The sequence below is a fragment of the Treponema sp. genome, from assembly GCF_045641405.1.
In the GTDB taxonomy this organism is placed as follows: domain Bacteria; phylum Spirochaetota; class Spirochaetia; order Treponematales; family Treponemataceae; genus Treponema_D.
The window spans coordinates 91,185-112,126 of the sequence record NZ_JAZUGX010000006.1; the positions used below are offsets into that span (position 1 = coordinate 91,185).

General features: G+C 42.3%; 17 protein-coding genes. 8 read left to right on the plus strand and 9 right to left on the minus strand.

The features are described 5' to 3' along the window. The first annotated feature begins 1 nt into the window (after window position 1). From ACKI39_RS01210 to ACKI39_RS01225, 4 genes are read left to right on the plus strand one after another with little or no spacing between them, the layout of a single operon-like run. Entirely contained in the window at window positions 2–1,204 is a 1,203-nt protein-coding gene (locus ACKI39_RS01210; protein WP_407396838.1) for a galactokinase, read from the plus strand. Beyond that, window positions 1,201–2,010, plus strand: a complete 810-nt coding sequence (gene surE / locus ACKI39_RS01215; RefSeq protein ID WP_407396840.1) for a 5'/3'-nucleotidase SurE — start codon at window positions 1,201–1,203, stop codon at window positions 2,008–2,010. The genes ACKI39_RS01210 and surE overlap by 4 nt, the downstream gene beginning before the upstream one ends. Before the next feature lie 50 nt (window positions 2,011–2,060). After that, complete coding sequence (locus tag ACKI39_RS01220) at window positions 2,061–2,765, plus strand: tetratricopeptide repeat protein (RefSeq protein ID WP_407396842.1); 705 nt, start codon at window positions 2,061–2,063, stop codon at window positions 2,763–2,765. A gap of 23 nt (window positions 2,766–2,788) precedes the next feature. Further along, entirely contained in the window at window positions 2,789–4,849 is a 2,061-nt protein-coding gene (locus tag ACKI39_RS01225) for a hypothetical protein (protein WP_407396844.1), read from the plus strand. 8 nt (window positions 4,850–4,857) lie between these two features. Here ACKI39_RS01225 and dinB read toward each other — a convergent pair whose 3' ends face one another. After that, a complete protein-coding gene (dinB, locus tag ACKI39_RS01230; protein WP_407396847.1) occupies window positions 4,858–6,081 on the minus strand; it encodes a DNA polymerase IV in 1,224 nt (407 codons plus the stop codon). Further along, entirely contained in the window at window positions 6,065–8,047 is a 1,983-nt protein-coding gene (locus tag ACKI39_RS01235; RefSeq protein WP_407396849.1) for an LTA synthase family protein, read from the minus strand. Before ACKI39_RS01235 ends, dinB begins: the two co-directional genes overlap by 17 nt. A 189-nt stretch (window positions 8,048–8,236) precedes the next feature. On the opposite strand from ACKI39_RS01235, the gene ACKI39_RS01240 reads away from it, so the two are divergent. The 4 genes from ACKI39_RS01240 to ligA are packed head-to-tail and all read left to right on the plus strand — an operon-like array spanning window position 8,237 to window position 12,813. Next, window positions 8,237–9,403, plus strand: coding sequence for a DUF8084 family protein (locus ACKI39_RS01240; protein ID WP_407396851.1), 1,167 nt, complete (start codon window positions 8,237–8,239; stop codon window positions 9,401–9,403). A gap of 3 nt (window positions 9,404–9,406) precedes the next feature. After that, entirely contained in the window at window positions 9,407–10,090 is a 684-nt protein-coding gene (locus ACKI39_RS01245) for a hypothetical protein (RefSeq protein WP_407396853.1), read from the plus strand. Then, on the plus strand, window positions 10,090–10,833 hold the full coding sequence (gene trmB / locus ACKI39_RS01250) for a tRNA (guanosine(46)-N7)-methyltransferase TrmB (protein ID WP_407396855.1): 744 nt from the start codon (window positions 10,090–10,092) through the stop codon (window positions 10,831–10,833). Before ACKI39_RS01245 ends, trmB begins: the two co-directional genes overlap by 1 nt. 6 nt (window positions 10,834–10,839) lie before the next feature. Further along, a complete protein-coding gene (gene ligA / locus ACKI39_RS01255) occupies window positions 10,840–12,813 on the plus strand; it encodes an NAD-dependent DNA ligase LigA (RefSeq protein ID WP_407396857.1) in 1,974 nt (657 codons plus the stop codon). Window positions 12,814–12,816: 3 nt separating this feature from the next. Here the strand turns inward: ligA and ACKI39_RS01260 are convergent, their stop codons facing one another. The 7 genes from ACKI39_RS01260 to recJ form a co-directional block, all read right to left on the minus strand. Next, window positions 12,817–13,530 (minus strand): ABC transporter ATP-binding protein, encoded by a 714-nt coding sequence (locus ACKI39_RS01260; protein ID WP_407396859.1) that lies wholly within the window; start codon window positions 13,528–13,530, stop codon window positions 12,817–12,819. 12 nt (window positions 13,531–13,542) lie between these two features. After that, window positions 13,543–14,385: an ABC transporter ATP-binding protein gene (locus ACKI39_RS01265; protein ID WP_407396861.1), complete on the minus strand. Its 843-nt coding sequence runs from the start codon at window positions 14,383–14,385 to the stop codon at window positions 13,543–13,545. Window positions 14,386–14,387: 2 nt separating this feature from the next. Next, the gene (locus ACKI39_RS01270) at window positions 14,388–15,488 is read right to left on the minus strand and encodes a branched-chain amino acid ABC transporter permease (protein ID WP_407396863.1); all 1,101 of its coding nucleotides are present in this window, start codon (window positions 15,486–15,488) and stop codon (window positions 14,388–14,390) included. Between the two features lie 12 nt (window positions 15,489–15,500). After that, a complete protein-coding gene (locus ACKI39_RS01275) occupies window positions 15,501–16,385 on the minus strand; it encodes a branched-chain amino acid ABC transporter permease (RefSeq protein WP_407396865.1) in 885 nt (294 codons plus the stop codon). A 133-nt stretch (window positions 16,386–16,518) separates the two neighbouring features. Further along, window positions 16,519–17,691, minus strand: a complete 1,173-nt coding sequence (locus tag ACKI39_RS01280; RefSeq protein WP_407396867.1) for an ABC transporter substrate-binding protein — start codon at window positions 17,689–17,691, stop codon at window positions 16,519–16,521. Between the two features lie 85 nt (window positions 17,692–17,776). After that, window positions 17,777–18,751 carry a M23 family metallopeptidase gene (locus ACKI39_RS01285; protein WP_407396869.1) on the minus strand — a complete coding sequence of 325 codons (975 nt, stop codon included), beginning with the start codon at window positions 18,749–18,751 and terminating at the stop codon, window positions 17,777–17,779. Further along, window positions 18,748–20,895 carry a single-stranded-DNA-specific exonuclease RecJ gene (gene recJ / locus ACKI39_RS01290; RefSeq protein WP_407396871.1) on the minus strand — a complete coding sequence of 716 codons (2,148 nt, stop codon included), beginning with the start codon at window positions 20,893–20,895 and terminating at the stop codon, window positions 18,748–18,750. The genes ACKI39_RS01285 and recJ overlap by 4 nt, the downstream gene beginning before the upstream one ends. Window positions 20,896–20,942: the final 47 nt, after the last annotated feature.

Here is a 20,942-nt window from a genome sequence, read left to right on the forward strand (position 1 = left end):
AATGAATAAAATCCTTAGTGATAATGTTCTATGCGATAAGGTTATTGAAGAACATAAAAGAGAATACGGCAAGAAGCCCGATGTAATAGCGCAGGCGCCTGGACGGTTTCATCTATGCGGTGAGCATTCATGGATGTTCAGGGACAAGACACTTTCTATGGCGGTGAATCTTCCTGTTTATGTTTCTGGTTCACTTCGCGATGATACCACATTCAAATTCAATTTTGTTCAGCTTGAAGAAAAGAAGCATGCGAATCTTTCTTCACTCAAGTTAAAAAAAGAAGATAAATGGGCAAATTCCGTAAAATCTGTTCTTTACGGTTTTACCAGTGGGAATTTCAGCCTTAAGGGAATTGACTTTACAATCTACACCGACATACTTCCATCGGCAGGTTTCGGAATCACGACAGCAATAAAGATAGCTTCAGCCTGGGTAATCAAAGAACTTTGTGGATTAAAATGCAATCAGGATCAGATGCTCATGGTTCTGGACAGGGCAAACCGCAACTACTATGGAACGGACAATCACTGTGCAGATACATATTCCGCAATCTTTTCAAAGGAAGACAGTCTTGTCCTTACGGACTATGCGGAAAAATCATGGGATATCGTTCCCTTTAAGTTCAAGGACAAGACCATCATCCTTACAGATGCAAGTGTTCCTCGCATCGTAACCTGGAATGAGGACAGTCTTATGCAGCCAGAAAATGTTCTTCTGCTGGGAGAGCTCAAGGCTCGCAAGGTAAATGTCTATGGCGGTTGGCAGTATGAGGAAAGTCCTGCAGAGCTCAATGAAGTCCTCGGAGTGGTCAATGAGGATACGAAAAGAAGACTGGGCTGCATCATGAGGGAGCATAAATGTGTCCTTGACTGCATCTCTGGAATCCAGAAGGATGATTTTGCGTCTTTTGCCCGTGCCGTCAACAGAAGCCACGACAATATGAAGGATTATGAAATTTCCTGTCCTGAAATCGACTGGATAATAAAGCGGGTTAGGAACCTTGATGAAAATCCTGATGACCTTAGAACACCTGTAAACTGTGGAAGGATCACAGGAAAGGGGTTTGGCCGTGGAATCTATGCGGTGCTCAGAAACGAGGATGTGGATAAGTATAAGGAGCGTCTTGCAGAATACGAACGCATCTTTGGCTTTTCTGCCCGTTGCTATGAAGTTAAGCCTTGCAGAGGAGTTCACCTTATATGAGAATTCTTCTTGCCAATGATGATGGAATCCATGCACCTGGGATTGCTGCCTTGGCTAAAAGGTTCAGCATGGAGCATGAGGTTTTCATTGTAGCACCAAGCTCCAACAGATCTGGGGCTTCATCTTCCATAACAGTTGCCGTTCCTCTTGCATTGGAAAAAAGTGAATCAGAAGATTTACCTTCAAAGGTAGCCTACGGACTTGCTGGTTCTCCTGTTGACTGTGTTCTCTGTGGAATAAACGGAGAGCATATTCCAGATGTGGATGTGGTAATCTCTGGAATCAATGATGGTCCAAATGTTGGGACCGATGTTATTTTCTCAGGGACCTGTGGGGCGGCGAGATATGCTAGCATGATGGGAATTCCTGGAATAGCCTTGAGCGTTGACTGCAATTCCTATAGGGATCCAGATGATAAAAGCGATGACCTTTACTATGATTCCATGGCGGATTTTGCCTGCAAGAATCTTTCTAAGCTGATTGGGCTTTGTGGAGAAAGAAAAAAGTACGGAGATCGGTATATCTACGATTGCTTTGTGAACGTCAATTCTCCGTGCCTTAAGGAATACAAAGGTGTCAGGTTTACGACCCCTTGCTTGAGGCGTTATTTTGACAGGATCGTTCTTGAAAAGAATTCCGACGGCAATATGGTTTCCAAGTGTATTGGAGAGGCAAAGGTCTTTAGCCATGGCGATGAGACAGCTGATTTCAGGGCGACTGAAAGCGGTTATGTTTCCGTTAGCGCGGTCTACACGGAAGTTGCAGCCATGGACTTGAGAGGAATGGAAAATAGTTTTATTCTATAATAGAATATTCAAAGAAATACTTGAGTCTGTTATTTTTGGGTGGGAAAAATATGGCAGAGAATGTTTTAAACGAAGGTCTTTTACTCTATAAAAGCGGGGACTATTCCAACGCCCTGGCTTATTTCATTTCATTGCCTGACGATTGTGGCGCAAATCCAATCGACCTTGCATATTATCTTGGACTCTGCTATTCAAAGCTTAAGCGCTATGATGATGCTCTTCTTTACCTCGAGCAGGTTGTGACGGATTCCAATGATAAGAAGACTCTTTCTGAAAAAGAGCAGGACAGGGTTCTTCAGTGTCGATATCTTCTTGCCGTTCTTTACTGTCTTAGCGGTCGAAAAAAGCTTGCTGATTTTGAACTGAACAAACTTCTGGACATAGGATATAAGCCTGCTTCTGTTTATGCTTCCCTTGCTTATATTGCATGGGAGCAGGGGAATTCTGGCTTGAGCTGTGAATATTATGAAAAGTCGCTTTCCTACGATGGGTCAAATCCTACAGCCCTTAATGGCATGGGATATGTGCTTGCCTGCGAGGGTGCCGATCTTACAAAGGCATTGAGCTGCTGCAAAAAGGCACTTGATATCCTGCCCGATAGTGCAGCCTGCCTGGACAGTCTTGGTTGGGTGTATTATAAAATGGGACTTTATTCAGAAGCAAAGAAATATCTTGAGCGCGCAAGAAAAGAAGACAACAGCAATACCATCATCATGGATCATCTTTCAGAACTTGCCAACGCTGAACAACTTTAAATTAGGAATAGGATTTATTTGACATGAAAAAAATATCAGCCATATTCACTTCGATCTTGCTTGTCGTTGTGGCATCCTTTGCTCAGGTCAATCTCAAGGATACTGCAAGGGAAGAAAACCAGAAGACAAGAACTGCAAATTCCGGTTTTGCAGAAGAAGAATTCCGCCGTGGTGTCCAGAGCTACTACAGAGGTGCTTTCAATGAAAGCATCATGGAATTTGAAAAAGCACTTTCCTATCTTCCTGGAGAACCTCTTATTCTTGACTGGCTTGGAAAGGCATATTACAGGGCGGGAATTGAAGGGGCTGCCCTTCAGCAGTGGAACTATGCGTTGGATTCAGGCTATGGTGGAATCCTTCTTCAAAACAGGGTTGAGGTTGTAAGCAATCGTCGCGTCACAGAAAGTGAATACGGTTTTACACAGCGTTACACTGAATCTGGTTCATATCCAAATACGAGCGGTAATAATCTCATTTACAGTCAGCCAGTTTCATCTCTTGCCAATTCTGATGGTTCCATCTGGGTTGTCGCATATGGTTCAAATGAAATCCTCAGGTTCAACGCAAATGGAATCGTCGTAAAAAAAAGCGGTGGACCTATCAACGGCTTTGACCGCCCTATGGACATCATAAGGCTTAAGGACGGAAATCTTGCAGTAAGTGAAAGTGCAGGAGACAGAATCTCCATCCTCAATCCCGATGGAGGTTTCATAAAATATGTCGGAAGCAAGGGACGTAAGATAGGTCAGCTTGTTGGACCTCAGTATCTTGCGGAGGATGAATTTGGAAATATCTATGTAACTGAATTCGGCAACAACCGAGTGTCTGTCTTTGATTCAGAAGGTAACGGACTTCTTTTCTTTGGTGGCAAGACATCTGATTTTCCAGGCTTTAAGTCGCCTACAGGTATTGCTGTTGTTGATGGCAGGATCCTTGTTGCCGACAGTGTACTTGGTGGAATTTATGAATTCGACAGAGCTGGAAACTATACAGGAGTCTTTGTCAATGATAAGACTTTCGCACGTCCTGAAAGCCTTAAACAGTGGGGTACGCATCTTCTTGTTACTGATAAAAACAAAGTCTTTGCTGTAGATGTATCTGACGGTTCCGTTTATGAAAATTCTGTAGTTGGAAAAGGCAGAAACATGCTTACAAGTGCGGCAAGTGACAGAAACGGTAACATCATAGTGACTGACTTTAAGGCAAATGAGATCTATGTCATGTCAAAGATGACTGAACTTGTCGGTGGATTCTATGTCCAGTTTGAAAGGGTCATTGCTGATAAATTTCCTGAGGTTACGGTCGAGGTTCGTGTTGAAAACAGAAGACGCCAACCTGTCATCGGTCTTGAACGCTCAAACTTTTTCATGACGGAAGGAAAGAAGCCTGTTGAATTTGAGCTTGTTGGACAGGCCAACAATAATGATGTTGTTGATATAACTGTTCTTATTGATAGAAGTGTTTCCATGAAGACTTATGAAGAACGGCTCAATGCTGCTGTTCGTGAGATAACTGCATCGATGAATGGAAAGGGAACTGTAAGGGTTGTCAGCGCAGGAGCTGTTCCTGTGCAGGAATTTACTGGTAACCCAGCACAGCTTGCAGATTTTTCTGCAAAGGCGCTCAAGTGTCCATACTCTGATAATGTTGCGGCTGATCTTGCCGTCAGACTTGCATCCAACGGTCTTATAAATGGTGAAAAGAAAAGAGGAATCGTGTTCATCACTGCTGGTGAATCCGACAACCTCACATATACACAATACAGTCTTTCGGATCTTACTACATATATGAATAACAATGCGATTTCATTCAGTACGATTCAGCTTACACAGACTGCCTTGTCGGATGAAACCACATACATCACAAGTGATACAGCAGGAACAAGTTATTTCATCTACCGTCCAGAGGGACTTTCCAATGTCATTTCTGATATTGTAGGTCTCCCTTCTGGGCTTTATCAGTTGAAGTATACCTCTGGCCTTTCTACGGAATATGGAAGAAAATATCTTCCTGTCGAAATAGAGACATACCTGCTCAACCGTTCTGGTCGTGATGAAACTGGATATTTCGCACCGCTTCAGTGATATAGAATCTAATTTTTAGTTTCATCGTTTTTAGTACCAAGGTTTCTTCTTTCAATATCTATGAGCCTTGCCTTCCTTAGCTTGAGGGCAGGGTTTTTATTTTCCATGTTGAATATGGCTTGCTCTACCTTTGCTTTTTTTGCATCGCCAAAATCAAAAAGGAATCCCTGTGTCGGTTCACTGGACTTTTCGACATTTGAGACGCAGACTCCAAGAAGTCTTATCCCTTTGCTCCTGTCATATTTTTTTTCAAGAAGCCTTCTGCATCTTTCATAAAGGTCATCCGCGTTGGTCACTGGATTTTCTGATGTTTCCTGTATTGAGACTGTCTTGAAATCCTCGTATCTTATTTTTATTGAAATGGTCCGTGACCTTACGTTTTCCGCATGCATCCTCCAGATCAGCTGGTTTGCAAGATCCATGATTGCGGTTTCTATTACATAGAGATCCGTAAGGTCATAGATAAAGGTTGTCTCTGCACTTAGTGAATGGTTTTTTGGATCGTCTCCAAAGATCATATCCTTGTTGCCACGGACTGCATTGTAAAGAAAAGTTCCTGTGGATTCGCCAAAAAGGGTTACAAGCAATGGTTGCGAGGTTTTGTAGATGTCTTTTGTAGTTGTTATTCCGCAAGCCTTCATTCTTTCCAGTGTCTTTGATCCTGCTCCCCATAGCTTGTCCAGTGGAAGCGAAAGCATAAAGTCTGTTTCTTTTCCTTTGGGAATCAGGGTAATTCCGTCTGGTTTATTATATCCAGATGCAATCTTTGCTATGTACATTGTGTAGGCGATACCAACGCTGACAGTGAGTCCAGTTTCCTTTCTGACTCTTTCCTTGATTTTCTTAGCGGTTTCCAAAGGCGTGCCGAATATGTGTTCCGTTCCAGTGATGTCGATAAAGGCTTCATCAATGGATATTTGGATCACAGTAGGAGAAAAGTCTCCGAATATGTTCATTATTTTGTCTGAGATTTCACTGTATCTTTTGTAGTTGCCTCTTGTATAGATTCCGTTAGGACATAGCTGAACTGCCTTGAAGGTAGGCATGGCGGAATGGACTCCGTATTTTCGCGCTTCATAAGAGGCAGTTGAAACTACTGATCTTCTGTCCCCAGGAAGTCCTCCGACGATCACTGGTTTTCCACGATATTCAGGATGGTCCAGCTGTTCCACAGAGGCAAAAAAAGCGTCCAGGTCAACGTGAAGGTAAACCTTGTCAAATTGCTTTTCCATCGCTCATTTTTCCTGTAATGTCCAATTCCTTTGTTTCATGGATTGCATTGAATTCATCCGTCAGAATGTAGAAGTCCATTTTTGCGTGGATCGGTACTCCGTAGTCGGCGCTGAAAATCAATGACAGTGTTCCTTCAACGCCGTCAGGAATTTCAATTTCCGCTTCTGTTGTAGAAATCATAGTGTAGTTGAAGTTGCATTCATAGAGAGGATTTGAGTCTGCGCTGAGTGTCACCATACACCTTAGGATTCTTCTATCTTCTCCACATGATATGTCTATTCTGTGCGTAACAAGGTCAAAATTGTCCGTAGTTGAATAGAAGTAGTCTAGTTCTTTCCCAGTGCCGTTCTGTGTCGAGATGATTCTGTGGTTGCCTTCCTTTGAAGTTTTTTTTGCGATGAACATTGTGCCTGAAATGAAGGAAGCAAAAAGCAAGGTCGGGCAGATGATTGAGACGGCGATTGCATATAAGATGTTGTTGATTTTATTGCCGCCACTTGTCCTATCCTTCAAATTGAACAGGAGTATGCATCTTATCCATTGGAATGCTATAGGAATAAGAAGAAGTGAGAACAGCAGGTGTCTAGCATATGTGGATGTAAAAAGTTCGGAAAGCCTGTCTTGCCTTATGTTCATGAAAATACTTGTCGAGGGCTGCAGGAATAGTGCGACCATCATGAGGAGTACGATGACCGAGATTGTACGCCTGTTTGTTTTTCTTGCCATCAAAGCAATGATGTATTCAAGGATGAAAACAAACATGAGGGAAAGGTCAATGAATGCAAAGATAAAGATGTTGAGGGCGCAGAGTATTAGTATCTGAAATGATATGGATGCAAGTGAAATCCTGAATTTATAGTAATGCTGTATTGTAGAAACTATGAATAGACAGCATAGCGAAAAGATCATTTTCAGCGAAAAGTATAGCAAGGGGGAGGATCTCGCTGCGGTGAAGACCCACTGGAAAACGGTCAGGAACAACGCAGAAAGAAGAAGGTATGCAGGGGCAAGAAACCAGGTTCTTGAAAGATCTTTGAATATGGCGATGTTTCTTGCGTTCTGTGCAAAGGATGAAAAGCATACCGTTACCAGGGCTATGATGGCAAAGGTAAGATAGATTACGGCAAGGAGAGATTCATTTATCCAGATGGAAAATGTCCTTGCTGAAATCACGTTGTAAAGAGTGTTGCCACCTTGTTTTCTTGATGTGATTATTTCTTTTTCCAACACATCAAGTATGTTCAGATCCGACAGGCTGTGTCCCAGGGGAAATGCTGTGCTGATGATTTCATTTTTATTGAAGGCAGCAAGACGTCTGTTTTTTTTAAAGAGATCACTTTTGCTTAGATAAAGTATGCTTTGCTGCACGCTTACATATTTTTGATTTGCCTGAAAGGCCCTTTGTACTGAACGGACGATCCACATTGGAGAGATGTGTCCAGCACCAGTGGTTTCGATCTGAGATGAGAAAAAATCCTCATCGTTGATTATAAAGGCACAGATGTTGTTTGTTTCATATAACCTGTCTGAATAATAGTCGCTTGCGCAGGGAACTTCTTTTTTTGTTTCGAGTATTACCTTTTCATCGTCGCTTGTCAGAAGAATAGTACATGCATATGGGAGCTTGTTTTCCCTTGTCTTTTCAATGAATGAAACGATGAAGTCTGGATCCTTTATGAAAAAATCCTGGGTAAAAGAAAAAATTACCTGGTCGATGGTGTCTTCTGCTGGCTGTATGCCTTCTTCTTCCACTGCAGGAATTTCTACCGTTATGTTCGAAGGGAATAGACCCATGTATTCTGGAACGATTGTGCTTTTCTGGGCTTCGATGCCTTTCCCCAAAAGGTAGTTTTCTGTATAGGTGGAACGTTCGTATCTTGAGAAACTATTTTCTGAATAACAGGGCAGTCCACAAAGGATGGAAATTAAGGATGTTATAAGGACTACCTGAATTGGATTTCTCATATTCTATGATTTTACTGTAATCAACTGGAAAATGCAATTTATAGAGGTTTCCTTGGCTGTTAGATCAAGTTTGTTTATGAAGCAGTAAAAAAATCCCGTTTTTTTTCATATGGTTTACATTTGCCACTTGTTGATGTATAATTTACCATGTAGGTGGGGTGCTTTAAAAGCAAAGGAGCTTAACATAGAATGTGTGCGGAAAAAAAGAAATTCATACTCGATTTACCGCTTAAAGTAATTCTTACAGAGGAAGGAACTTCTCATTTTCTCAGTCATAAAAAGCAGCTTCTGAACCTTAAGCTTGCCGACAATCGTTCTGCACACGGAGTAAGCATGGAGCATTTTTCTCCAGGTTCCCTCCAGAACATGATTCTTCTTGACTATATTTCAAAGATGGAAATTTCCATGCCTGAATTTGTTTCTCATCGTCAGGAAGTAATGGACCTTTCAAAGCTTATAGTTTTTTCAATTTTATATAAGCAGTTTGACCGTGAAATCTATGGACAGATAATTCAGTGTGAGTGTGTCCGTCTTTATAACCGCTCTCATCCTTCTGCGTTGATTGATGAGAAAACACAGATTCCAGAAAAACAGTTGAGGGCAACCCTTGCCATGAAGGATTCCTTGATTCAGGCTGCAAGAAAGACAATCCTTGATCCAGTCTGGAAAAGCATCATGGCAAACAATGAATATTCTCCAGAAGAAAAGAATGTGTTCCTTCTTATGACGGAAAAATTCCTTAACCGCCTTAGCCTTATGAACTGGTATATCATCATCAAGTTCTACAAGGAAGATGGTTTTACGGAAATTCTTTCGATCCTTAGACAGCAGCTGGCAAATTACATGACAAAATCCAAGGTCGCAGAATATATTTCCGTAATGGTGATGGAACTTGCGCTTAATAATGAAAACAACAATGTCAAAAAGGCTGCCAAGTATCTTTATCAGGGAATTGATAATGCCGATACATTGATTTTTGATCCTAAGGTTCGTTCTGAAATTGTCAAGGAACTTCAGCGTAGACATGAGCTTGTATTTATCTCATGGACTCTCGGTGGTGGATCAATGTCCATCGGTAAGCAGGGCCTTCTACAGATTACATTGTTCAATAAGGACGATGAGTTCCAGGAAGTAAAGGAAAGCATTGAAAGCAAGATGGCGTCCAACAACAAGAAAAAATCCCTTATTGATTTCTATCGTCAGATGCCAGAAGGACAGGAAGGTACAGATCTTGGTCTTTACTATCTTTCTTATCTTGAAGATGCCTGTAAAAAAGTAAACATCAAGTTTGAATCTCTTGTTAACCAGTCATCTGCTAGTGACCTTACAATCATCAACTTGAAATTCAACTTTTAAAGAATGAGTAGCTTTCCCAAAAGACTGAGCCCTTTTTTTCTCTTCCTTATTGTTTTTTTCTTTTCCTGTGCAAATGATAATCCTGAATCTTCATTCGTTGACTACAGGGTTGTCTATGATTTCAGTGACAATGAAGTTTCTCCTGAGTTGAAACTTTCTGTTTTTGTTTCTGTTGAAAGCAATGTCCGTATGGGCTCATCATTGAAGCTGATACATGAGGACAGTGGTCTTGAATGGAAATGCAGTTCCCGTTGTCTTAACAAAATCGATATGAACAGCAATAAGTGGATTGGAAGCACAAACTTCATACCTGTTAAAAATGATTCATTTCCCAAAGGAAACTATAAGGTGATTTATGAGGATATGGCAGAAAGGGAATGCGATGTTTCTTTCAATATGCTTTATCCTGATGGTATACTTGAATGTACTGCAAAGGACATTCCCACCGTGTTCAAGACTCCAGCTGTAAAAAAAATAGCTGTTTATTCCAATGAAGATGTACTGCTGTATTTTGGCGAAGAACCTTCTCATTGGAGAACGGGAGAAGATATCATTATGGAATACAAAAATGCATGGTGCACCAGGACATGCTATACACTGAACAAGGATTCGGTGTATTGCCTTATGCCTCCTGTTGAACTTGGCAATAAAAATTATGTAAAAGAATCTAATAGAGAGGAAAATTAATGCCCGACAACGTCAATGAAAAAATGGACATGAATGAAGACTATCCGGCGGATGGTGAGAAATCGATTTTCAAAAGACCTATCAAGACTTTCGTCATACGCGCAGGAAGAATGACTGGCAGCGAACGCAGATGCTATGATGAGCTTCACCATGTATGGTGCATTCCATTTGAGCACAAGACCCTTAACTACACTGAAATTTTCAGCAATACAAATCCTGTCATTATGGAAATTGGTTTTGGAATGGGAACTGCTACAGCAATGATCGCAGAGAACAATCCAGATACAAACTATCTTGGAAGCGAAGTTCATGTTCCTGGTGTAGGCAAGCTTCTCGGTGAAATAAAAAACAAGAACCTTAAGAACCTTTATATCATTGATCATGACGCCTTGGAAATCCTTGAGACAATGATTCCTGACAATTCTCTGGCAGGCTTCCATATTTTCTTTCCTGATCCTTGGCCTAAGAAAAAGCATCATAAAAGAAGAATGCTTCAGCGTCCTAGGACAGACCTACTTGCAAGAAAGCTTGCTCCTGGAGGCTATCTTTATTTTGCAACAGACTGGCAGGAATATGCTGAAAGTGCCCTTGAAGAATTGAAGCTTACTGAAGGCATTCATAATAAGTACGACGGTTTTGCTCCCCATCAGGAATGGAGACCGCGCACTAAGTTTGAGCAGAAAGGAATTGATGCAGGACGTGATATTTACGAGCTGTATTTCATAAAAGACGAAGAGGAGTAGGACAATATGGATCTTTTTGATATTGAAGCTGCCGCAAAAGAAAGCGATAAGGCCGTAAAGGAAGCCAGGAAAAAGAAGGATTTCCTTGATCGTATCAAAGAGCTTGAAAAACTTATTGTCCGATATCAGGATTCCTACTACAACGGAGAAAGTGAAATATCCGATGCTGAATTCGATAAGCTTTGGGATGAACTTAAGTCACTTGATCCTTCAAATCCTATACTCCATAAGGTTGGTGCTGACAGCGGAAACTTTGCCAAGGTTCCCCACATAATGCCTATGGGCAGTCAGGAAAAAGCTGCGACTCCAGAGGAATTCAAGGAATGGGCGACTAAGCATTCCTATGGTGAATACCTTATTGAATATAAACTAGATGGTGCAAGTCTTGAACTGCAATATAACGGAGGAAAACTTCTCCGTGCCGTTACAAGAGGTGACGGTGTTATGGGCGATGTCATTACTGACAATGCTGTTAAAATGCACGGTGTCGTCAAAGAGCTTTCTGTTGATTTTACTGGCGGTATTCGCGGTGAAGTCATAATGACACATCAGGTACATAAGGAACTTTATTCCGACAAGGCAAACTGCCGCAATGCTGCCAATGGGCTTATGAAACGCAAGGATGGAGAGGGAAGCGAAAACCTTAACCTTATTGTCTATGATGTATGGGCAACGGACGGAGAACAGCCTTTCAAGGATGAAGAAGGAAAACTACAGTTTCTTAGGGACAATGGATTTGATGTTGTTCCCCTTGAGATTGTCAATACAGCAGATGAAGTAATTGGCTATCGCGAAAAGGTAATGGAAAAACGCAAAAACCTTGATTATGATATAGATGGTCTTGTCATCAAGGAGCGTGCCGTTGACCACGAGGATGCCAGCCGTGACAGACCTGAGCGACAGATTGCTTTTAAATTCAGTCTTGAGGAAGCTGTTTCTGTTCTTCGTGAGGTTGAATGGGGGGAGACAGGTGCTACATATACTCCCGTTGCTATTTTTGATCCTGTTGAACTTAATGGAACTACTGTAAAGAGAGCGTCCCTTGTAAATACTAATCTTATCAATTCCCTGGAACTTAAAATCGGTAGCCATGTTGTGGTCGTAAAGCGTGGTGAAATCATCCCTAAGATCATAAGTGTTGTTCCTGCACTTTCAAATGAAAAACTTGAGGATATCAAGATTCCAAACAGATGCAATACATGTGGAACAGAACTTGTCGATGAAGGCACAAGACTTTATTGTCCTAACAGGAACTGTGGGAAAAAGGTCCTTCATCAGCTTTTGAAGTGGGTTTCTGTTGTCGATATTCGTGATCTTGGGGAAACCCTTGTAACGGAACTTTTCAATTCTGGAAAAGTGAGATCCATTTCTGACATATATCGCCTTACCGTTGAAGACCTTACTCCTTATTTCCTTGATGAGGAAAGTCTTAAGGCTGGAAAGAAGTCCTTAGGCGCGGAGAAGGTTTTTGCTTCAATCCAGTCCCATAGGAAGGTTTCACTGGCAAAGTTCATTGCTGGTTTTGACATTGAAGGAATCGGTGAAACTGTTGTGGAAACATTGATGCAATCTGGTTACTCAACATTGGATAAGATGATTTCTGCCAGTGAACCAGAAATTGCTTCGGTCTATCGTTTTGCGGAAATTCTTGCACATACTTTTGTAAGCGGCATTCAGGATAACAAGGATGAGATGCTTTCGCTTGTTGAGGACGGAGTCATAAACCTGGTACAGGGTGAAAACGCAGGAAACCTTTCAGGTCTTTCCTTCTGTTTTACAGGGGAACTTAAATCACTTAAAAGAGCTGATGCCCAGAATCTTGTAAAGGAAAAGGGCGGTTCAGTCAAATCTTCTGTAGTAAAGGGACTGAGCTATCTTGTTACCAATGATACTACAAGTGGCTCCTCTAAAAACAAAAAGGCAGCCGAGCTCGGCGTGCCTATTATCAATGAGGAAGAATTTCTTAAGCTAGTTCAATAGGAATCAGCTTTTTTTCTTTCCAAGGTAAGCTTCCTTGACACTTTCGTTTTCAAGGAGTTCCCTGCCGCTTCCAGAAAGAACAATGTTACCTGTTTCAAGTACATATGCAAGGTCTGCTGTCTTAAGTGCCATGTTGGCATTCTGTTCGATAAGAAGAATCGTAACGCCAGCCTTGTTTACTTCCTTGATGATGGTGAAGATGTCCTGAACGACCAAAGGTGCGAGACCAAGGGAAGGTTCGTCCATCATCATTAGTTTAGGACGGCTCATCAAGGCACGGCCTACGGCAAGCATCTGCTGTTCTCCACCAGAAAGTGTACCTGCATACTGCCAGCTTCTTTCCTTTAGACGTGGAAAAAGTGAGTAGACCCATTCGATGTCCTTTTCGATTTCTTTCTTGTCTTTTCTAAGATATGCACCGATCTTGAGGTTTTCGGCAACTGTAAGGTCTGTGAATACCTTGCGTCCCTCTGGAACAAGGGCAATTCCTTCGCCTACAGTCTTATAGACTTTGTTTCCAACGATGTTGTTTCCAAGAAATTCAATTGAACCTGAATCAGGAGTGACAATACCTGCTATGGTCTTGAGCAATGTGGATTTTCCTGCTCCGTTTGCTCCGATGAGAGTAACGATCTTTCCTTCTGGTACTTCCAGGCTTACATTCTGGAGTGCCTTGATTCCACCATATGATACGTTAAGGTTGTTTATTTTAAGCATTCCGTGTTCCCCTTATGATACTTTTTCTTCGCCAAGGTAGGCAGAGATTACTACAGGATCGTTCTGGACTTCCTGTGGCGTTCCCTTTGAAATGAGAGCGCCGAAATTAAGGACGTAAATTCTGTCTGAAATGTTCATTACAAGATCCATGTGGTGTTCTATCATGAATACGGTCAGCTTGAAATCATCTCTGATCTTGTAGATGAAATCAGTAAGTTCCTGTGTTTCCTGAGGGTTCATACCCGCTGCAGGTTCGTCGAGCAAAAGCAATGATGGATTTGTTGCAAGGGCTCTGGCAATTTCAAGACGGCGCTGAAGTCCGTATGGAAGTGAAGTACATTTTTCATTGCGTACGTCATAGAGTCCAAGGATGTTTAAAAGTTCTTCAGTTTCCTGTTTCTGTGCTTTTTCTTCCTGTGCATTCAATCTGAAGGTTGCTGTGAAAACGTTGCTTGTTCTACGACAGTGTTTTGCGATAAGGACATTGTCAAAGACGCTCTGACTTTTCCAAAGACGGATGTTCTGGAATGTTCGTGCAATGCCAAGCTTTGTAATCTTGTCTGGAGTAGGTTCAAGATGACCTCTGTAAAGTCCATTGTTCTGACCTGAGTAGAGTTTCTTCATCTTGCCCTGTGGATGGTTTTCAATGATCTTTTCACCGTTGAAAAAAACAGCTCCGTTTGTAGGGGCATAGACACCAGTTACGACATTGAAGGCTGTTGTCTTTCCTGCACCGTTTGGTCCAATGAGAGACACGATCTCGTTTTTGTTTACTTCAAGAGAAAGATTGTTTACTGCCACAACACCACCAAACTGCATTGTGACATTTTCCATGCTAAGTACATTATCTGACATTTCTATTCTCCCGTCTTGGCTTCTGCCAGTTTCTTGTTTTTTCTGTTGAAAAGTCCCTTGAAGAACTTGATTATACCAGCAAGATTGAATTCATTTTCACCCATGATTCCCTTCTGATAGAAAAGTACGATAGCCATGATTATCACGCTGAATACAACTTTTCTGAATCCTGGTTTCATGAATCCAAGATGAAGTCCGCCTACGAATACATTGGAGTTGTCAAGGAAACGAAGCCACCATTCAGAACATGCAATGAATAGGAAGCTTGAAATGCAGCTTCCAGTTACTGAACCCATTCCACCGATAACGACGATGAGAAGGATTTCGTAGGTCATTGCCGATTTGAACTGGTTTGCCTGGATTGTGGTCTGGAACATGGCAAGCAGTGCACCTGAAATTCCTGCAAAGAAAGAGCTGATCACAAATGCAAGACGTTTATGATGTGCAAGATTTATTCCCATTGCTTCTGCCGCAACTTCGTCATCGCGGATTGCTTTGAATGCACGGCCATAGGTGGAATTGATGAGAAGAACGATCATAGCTATGCATACTGCTGCGACTGCAAAAGGGAAGAGGGTTGAGCGGAATACTGGGTAACGGCGAAGGAGATTTGAACCGTTTGTGATGACTCCAAGTTTGTCCCACTGGAAAAGGGCACGGATGATTTCTGCAAATCCAAGAGTTGCGATCGCCAGGTAGTCTGACTTAAGACGAAGAACAGGAAGCCCAATGAGGAAAGCAATGAAAGCTGCTATAAGTCCTGCAAGTATCATCGCCGCAAACAATGGTATTGTAAACTGGATGAGACCGCCGTCAAAGTACTGATAGACCTGTGCGCGGGAAGCCACAGGAATTGTGAAAATTGCATAGGTGTATGCGCCAAGAAGCATGAAGCCTGCCTGTCCCAAGGAGAACAGTCCAGTAAAGCCGTTGAGAAGGTTCATGCTGACTGCAACCAAAGCATAGATGGCGCCTTTCTTGAGAACTGTAAACAGCATTGAAGTTCTTGGAAGAACCTGCTCAAGAACGGCTACTGCCACAAAAAGCAGTGCCAGAAGACCAAAGCTTATGAATGTATTCTGGTTTTTCTTGATATCGATCATTTGCCTGTCTCCTTATACTTTGTCCGTCTGTTTTTCGCCAAAGAGTCCTGTTGGCATGAACATCAGGACGATGATAAGAAGAACAAAGGTAAAGGCATCGCTGAATGTTGTCCAGCCAAGACCCTTGATGATGTTCTCGCAGATACCGATGACGAATGCACCTATGACGGCACCAGGAATCGAGCCGATTCCTCCGAAAACTGCGGCGACAAATGCCTTTAATCCAGGCATACCACCTGCAGTAGGAGTGACTCCTGTGTAGTTTGAAAAGAAAAGAAGGGATCCCGCAGCGGCAAGAACGGATCCGATGATGAAAGTTGTGCTTATTACTCGGTTGATTCTGATTCCCATGAGATGGGATGTTTCAAAATCCTTTGAAACCGCACGCATTGCCATTCCGATTTTTGTATATTTGATGAGCATTACAAGGGAAACTACAAGGATGACTGTAAGGAATGGTGTGATCACTGTTACACGCTTTGTCATTGCCGAAGCAATCTGAATAGGATCAGAAATCCAAGGAATCGGTGGATAATACTTTGTAAGACCACCTGTTATGTAAAGAGCGATGTTCTGGAGGAGATATGACATACCGATGGCAGAAATCATGATTGACATGCGAGGTGCTTTTCTCAAAGGCTTATACGCAACTCGCTCAATTGTGAAACCAAGAAGGGAAGTCAAGATGATGGTGAATGGAATCGAAATGTACAAAGGCATGCATGTGTACATATAGACCATGATGAGACCTGATGCCATAAAAACATCACCGTGGGCAAAGTTGATCAGGCGAAGAATACCGTAAACCATCGTGTACCCAATGGCAATGAGGGCATATTGTCCGCCAGTTGAAATACCTGCAAGGATATACGGCAAGTTAGCGTTGAAAAAATCCATTTTTTTCTCCAAGAATTTTTATTGGTTATCAATAATGGCTGAAGTCATTAAGCTATGGTTGCTGACCAATAAAATTCATTGCGAGCCTTGAATTACAAAGCTCGCAACGAACATTATTCATGAAATGAATAGATTAGTTGATCTTCTGAATAGCAACGAATTCCCATGAAGCATCGCTATTGTTTGCGTGCTTGATGTATGCACCGTCACGCTTTGCATCACCTGTTGCATCGAATTCGATGAGACCTGTGATACCTGTGTAGCTTACATTTGGAAGTGCCTTCATGATGTCTTCGCCCTTTGTAGAACCAGCAGCCTTGATAGCTTCGAGTGCAACATTGTATGCGTCGTAAGCCATAACAGGGTTTGCGGCAACGATATCGTTTCCACCGTTGTCTGTAAGGTATTCATTCTTTGAATTGATCCATGAGCGGAAGTCCTTTACAAAGTCTGCAACCTTTGCATCTGTAGAACCTTCTGCGAAGAATGTTGTTACGTTGATGTCAACGTTTGTTCCCTTTGCTGCATTGAGGATAACGTTGGAATGCCATGTATCGCCAGCGAGGATTGGCATGCCAAGCTTCTGTGTGTTTGCCTGTTCGATGATGAGGGCTGCAGCTTCTGTAGAAACTGGAGAGCAGAATACGTCTGCACCCATGTTCTTTGCATTTGTTACATATGCTGCAAAGTCGCTTGTTCCTTCTGGGAATGTTTCGTAAACAACTTCTCCACCAAGCTTCTTGAAACCTTCGATGAAGTAGTTTGCAAGACCAACCGAGTAGTCGTCACCAAGCTTTGCAAGAACATAAGCCTTCTTTGCATTGAACTTGTCGTGTGCAAGAGATGCAAGAACTGTTCCCTGGAATGGATCGAGGAAGCAGATGCGGAAGTAGTGGTTGTTGCCGAGAGTAACCTGTGGGTTTGTACATGTGATGCCGATGGCAGGGATACCTGCAGAAAGGAATGTGTCGCTGGCTGCGATTGAAACACCTGAACCGTATGAGCCAAGAACGATTGAAACGCCCTTTGAAACAAGTTCAGAAGCGGCTGTAACAGCCTTGTCGTTTGAAGATTCATTGTCTACGCGTACGAGTTCTACTTTGTATTCCTTTCCAGCAATTGTAACTGTTGGAATCTTTTCGTTTGCATAGATGGCACCGAGAGTTTCCTGCTTTCCACCTGCACCGTTGTCTCCAGATGCTGGTTCGTAGATACCGATCTTGACTGTAGCTGCCTTTGATCCGCCACATCCAGTAAGAGCAAAAGCCATAACAGCGGCTGCCATTGCCATTACAATCTTTTTCATAATTAACTCCTTATGTAGAAAAAAGATAACGTATTATACTATATACTAGATATTTTATTGAATAACTAATTGTAAAAATGCGAATTTAATTGCCTGCAACTTCAGATGTAAAATTAGACAGGAAAAAGTCTGGACTGACTGCTTCCATATTCAATCTCACTTCCCAATGCAGGTGAGGTCCTGTTGCGAGACCTGTCGCCCCAGAATAACCTATGAGGGAACCTGCCTTTACTGTATCTCCTTCCTTTACCTTCATTTCATTCATGTGGTAGTAAAGGGTGTATAGACCTGGAAGATGCTCTATGACGACGCTCCATCCTGTTGAAATTCTGTCTTCCGCCATGACTACCTTTCCATCGGCTGCGGAACGTACTTCAGTTCCTGTAGGCACTCCGTAATCTATGCCAAGATGAAGGCTTGTCGATGATTTTCCTGTTGTGTATTCAAAGACCCTTCTGTCACCAAAGTATGATGTACGTCGTGTTGATTCAACTGGGGGAACGAATGCTTTTGTAGTATAGACATTCTGTGGATTGGTGGTCTCAAGAATTGAATTCAGCTTGGAAATCTGTTCCATTCGTTTTGTGCTGGTGTCCGTCTTAATTGCCGTGTTGGAGTCGTTTAGCTTGATCGTCTCTGAGATAAAGGACTTGTTTGTCAGACTGAATGGAAGGCTGAATTCCTTTGTCTCGTTGAGTATTTTGTAGGTAATCTTGAGTGAGCATTTATTTTCCTTTGTCCACCATGAGGAAAGTGGAAGACCTGTAAGCATTGTCTTGTTTGCTTTTGATGCTTTCCCAAGTGAATAGAAATCTGAGGATCGGACGCTTTTCCCGTCTACAAGAAGCTCTAGTTTTGCTTCTGCCGTTGATATGTCGGACTTTATGTTTTTAGCCCTGGCAATCTTCATTCGGACAAACACAGCATCACCTGGAGCAGCGGATTCATTGTAGTTAAGGGAAATGTTGTAGTTTTCTCCGCTGAAGGCTGCCTGTCGTGCATAGGCGAGTGAAACAAAAGACAGAAATAATGCAGAAATAAATGTTGCGATCTTTTTCATAGGCTTTTCCTTAGTTCCTTGATGTTTAATTGAAGAGATTCTGTACCGTTGAATACATTTCTTTCCACTCCAAATAGAATGTCAACCTTGTCTCCAACCTCAATCTCATTGTGTAGAAGATTTCCTGCACCCCAGTACATGGCTGGCCATTTTGTCTTGCCGCAGTCCAGGGTAAGCTTAAGGTGAGTCTTGTCGGTCTTGCCGACAATCTGTGCGGACATTATTGGAAGATTTCTGGACATAAAAAGAATGTTCTCGTTTTCATTTCCGTATGGCTCAAATCTATCGACTATGTTTATGAGTTCAGGCGTCATGAAGTCTGCAGGTACCTCTGCGTCTATCGATTGCCGTGATTCCTCTTCTGGAAGAAGCGTAATGCTTGAGGCGTTTTCTTTTATCATTGAAAGATATTTTTCAAGGTTTTTTCGTTCAAGTGAAAATCCTGCCGCAAAGTCGTGGCCTCCGTGGCTGATGAAAATGTCCTTCATGTTCTCAAGAAATTCGGTCACATCAAAACCCCTGCAGCTTCGCATGGAACCGACAACGACATCACCAACGGTAGACATTACGATGGCTGGAATTCCAAACTGTTCGACATAACGGGAAGCTAGTATTCCTGAGACTCCCTTGAAGATCGATTCATCAAACACGACGCAAAGCTTTCCGCTATAGTTTTCAATTGAACTCTGTGCCTGCTGGATGGTGGCATTTTCCGCTTCGTTGGTCAATGTCTTTCTTTCTTCGTTGAGCTCAATTATTTTCTTTGCCATCTGTTCCCTAAGGACAGGGTCTTCTGAAGTGAAAAGTTCCGTGGCGATTCCAGCATGTCCAAGTCGACCCGCTGCGTTAAGCTTTGGATCAATGGACCAACCGATGTCCTTTGAAGTGATACGCTTGCCAAGAAGATTTATCTGCGAAAGAAGTTCGATCAAGCCTTTTCGTGCTCTTCCTGCGTTGAGATATTCAATGCCCTTGCGTACAAAAATCCTGTTCTCATCAACCAATGGCATAATGTCCGCAATGGCTGCAAGGGCAACCAGTTGAAGTTCCTTTTCCTCTGAAGAAACGAATGTTGGGTTTTCTTTTTTAAGGCTTTGCTGGACATAGGTTACAAAGATGTTGTAGAAGCCTCCAATTTCAGTAGGCAGATGATCTCCGTATTTAGCGATCTTTGAAAGGGTCTTGATTTTATCAAGGTTTGAATTGCGAAGGGAAGGAAAGAATCTAGAGATTTCATCCTGCATGCCAAGCATGTTGAATTCAGCTCCGTTTCCGAAAGCCTGTTTAAGGAGCATGGATGTTTCCTTTACGTTCCAGCAGAGTATCAACTGGCCTTGAAGATATTTTGGAAGCTTTGTGTCCGAGATTGATTTTTCTCCAGGGACAATAGTTTCAGTGAGTCTTCCCATGGGCACAAGATTTCTTACTTTTATGCATTCGATCACAAGGTTGTCATCTTCCGTTCTGGCATTGAGCAGTGCTACATCGGTTTTATACCATTTGCTTTTTGCAAAACGGAGTGCGCTTGCAAGCTTATAGGTGAGGGCACATCCTGAAATTTCCTGAAACGGATAACCGCTTCCTTCTGTCTTGGCATCCAGGATGATGGCGGGAGATGGAAGCGTTCCCTGTGGATTGTGGTGGTCCGTTACGATTACATCGATTCCCTTGTCCTGTGCATAGGCAACTTCATCTACGTTTGCAATTCCGCAGTCAACAGTAATTATTAAAGATCCGTATTGGGAAGCAAAGTCATCTATCGCTTCAATGGAAAGACCGTAGGCATCGTCTCCTTCAGGAACCCGATACTGAACATCCACTCCCATGGAAATCAGACATTCATATAGGACCGTTGTCGCTGTCACGCCGTCAACATCGCGGTCACCAAAAATCAGTACTTTCTCGCTATTTCCGTTTTCATCTTTTTCTGCCGCCGCCAGAATCCTGTCCACCGCGTCTTCCATTCCGTTGAAAAGAAAAGGATTGTGCTGATAGCGAAGGTCATCTTCAAGGAAATAAAAAATGTCGCGTCCATTAGTTATTCCGCGTCTTATAAGTATGCTTGCAGTGATTGCATCGACACCGTATTTATGCTGAATCGCTTCAACATCGGATTTTAGCACGTTAGTCTTGTTCCAGTTCAAATTTTTACCTTATATATGAAAATAAATATTTACAATAGAGTCATATA

Bases quoted from the DNA above. Each gene is read 5' to 3' on its own strand.
- ACKI39_RS01210 (WP_407396838.1), top strand. From the start codon at position 2: ATGAATAAAATCCTTAGTGATAATGTTCTATGCGATAAGGTTATTGAA.
- surE (WP_407396840.1), top strand. From the start codon at position 1,201: ATGAGAATTCTTCTTGCCAATGATGATGGAATCCATGCACCTGGGATT.
- ACKI39_RS01220 (WP_407396842.1), top strand. From the start codon at position 2,061: ATGGCAGAGAATGTTTTAAACGAAGGTCTTTTACTCTATAAAAGCGGG.
- ACKI39_RS01225 (WP_407396844.1), top strand. From the start codon at position 2,789: ATGAAAAAAATATCAGCCATATTCACTTCGATCTTGCTTGTCGTTGTG.
- dinB (WP_407396847.1), bottom strand. From the start codon at position 6,081: ATGGAAAAGCAATTTGACAAGGTTTACCTTCACGTTGACCTGGACGCT.
- ACKI39_RS01235 (WP_407396849.1), bottom strand. From the start codon at position 8,047: ATGAGAAATCCAATTCAGGTAGTCCTTATAACATCCTTAATTTCCATC.
- ACKI39_RS01240 (WP_407396851.1), top strand. From the start codon at position 8,237: ATGTGTGCGGAAAAAAAGAAATTCATACTCGATTTACCGCTTAAAGTA.
- ACKI39_RS01245 (WP_407396853.1), top strand. From the start codon at position 9,407: ATGAGTAGCTTTCCCAAAAGACTGAGCCCTTTTTTTCTCTTCCTTATT.
- trmB (WP_407396855.1), top strand. From the start codon at position 10,090: ATGCCCGACAACGTCAATGAAAAAATGGACATGAATGAAGACTATCCG.
- ligA (WP_407396857.1), top strand. From the start codon at position 10,840: ATGGATCTTTTTGATATTGAAGCTGCCGCAAAAGAAAGCGATAAGGCC.
- ACKI39_RS01260 (WP_407396859.1), bottom strand. From the start codon at position 13,530: ATGCTTAAAATAAACAACCTTAACGTATCATATGGTGGAATCAAGGCA.
- ACKI39_RS01265 (WP_407396861.1), bottom strand. From the start codon at position 14,385: ATGTCAGATAATGTACTTAGCATGGAAAATGTCACAATGCAGTTTGGT.
- ACKI39_RS01270 (WP_407396863.1), bottom strand. From the start codon at position 15,488: ATGATCGATATCAAGAAAAACCAGAATACATTCATAAGCTTTGGTCTT.
- ACKI39_RS01275 (WP_407396865.1), bottom strand. From the start codon at position 16,385: ATGGATTTTTTCAACGCTAACTTGCCGTATATCCTTGCAGGTATTTCA.
- ACKI39_RS01280 (WP_407396867.1), bottom strand. From the start codon at position 17,691: ATGAAAAAGATTGTAATGGCAATGGCAGCCGCTGTTATGGCTTTTGCT.
- ACKI39_RS01285 (WP_407396869.1), bottom strand. From the start codon at position 18,751: ATGAAAAAGATCGCAACATTTATTTCTGCATTATTTCTGTCTTTTGTT.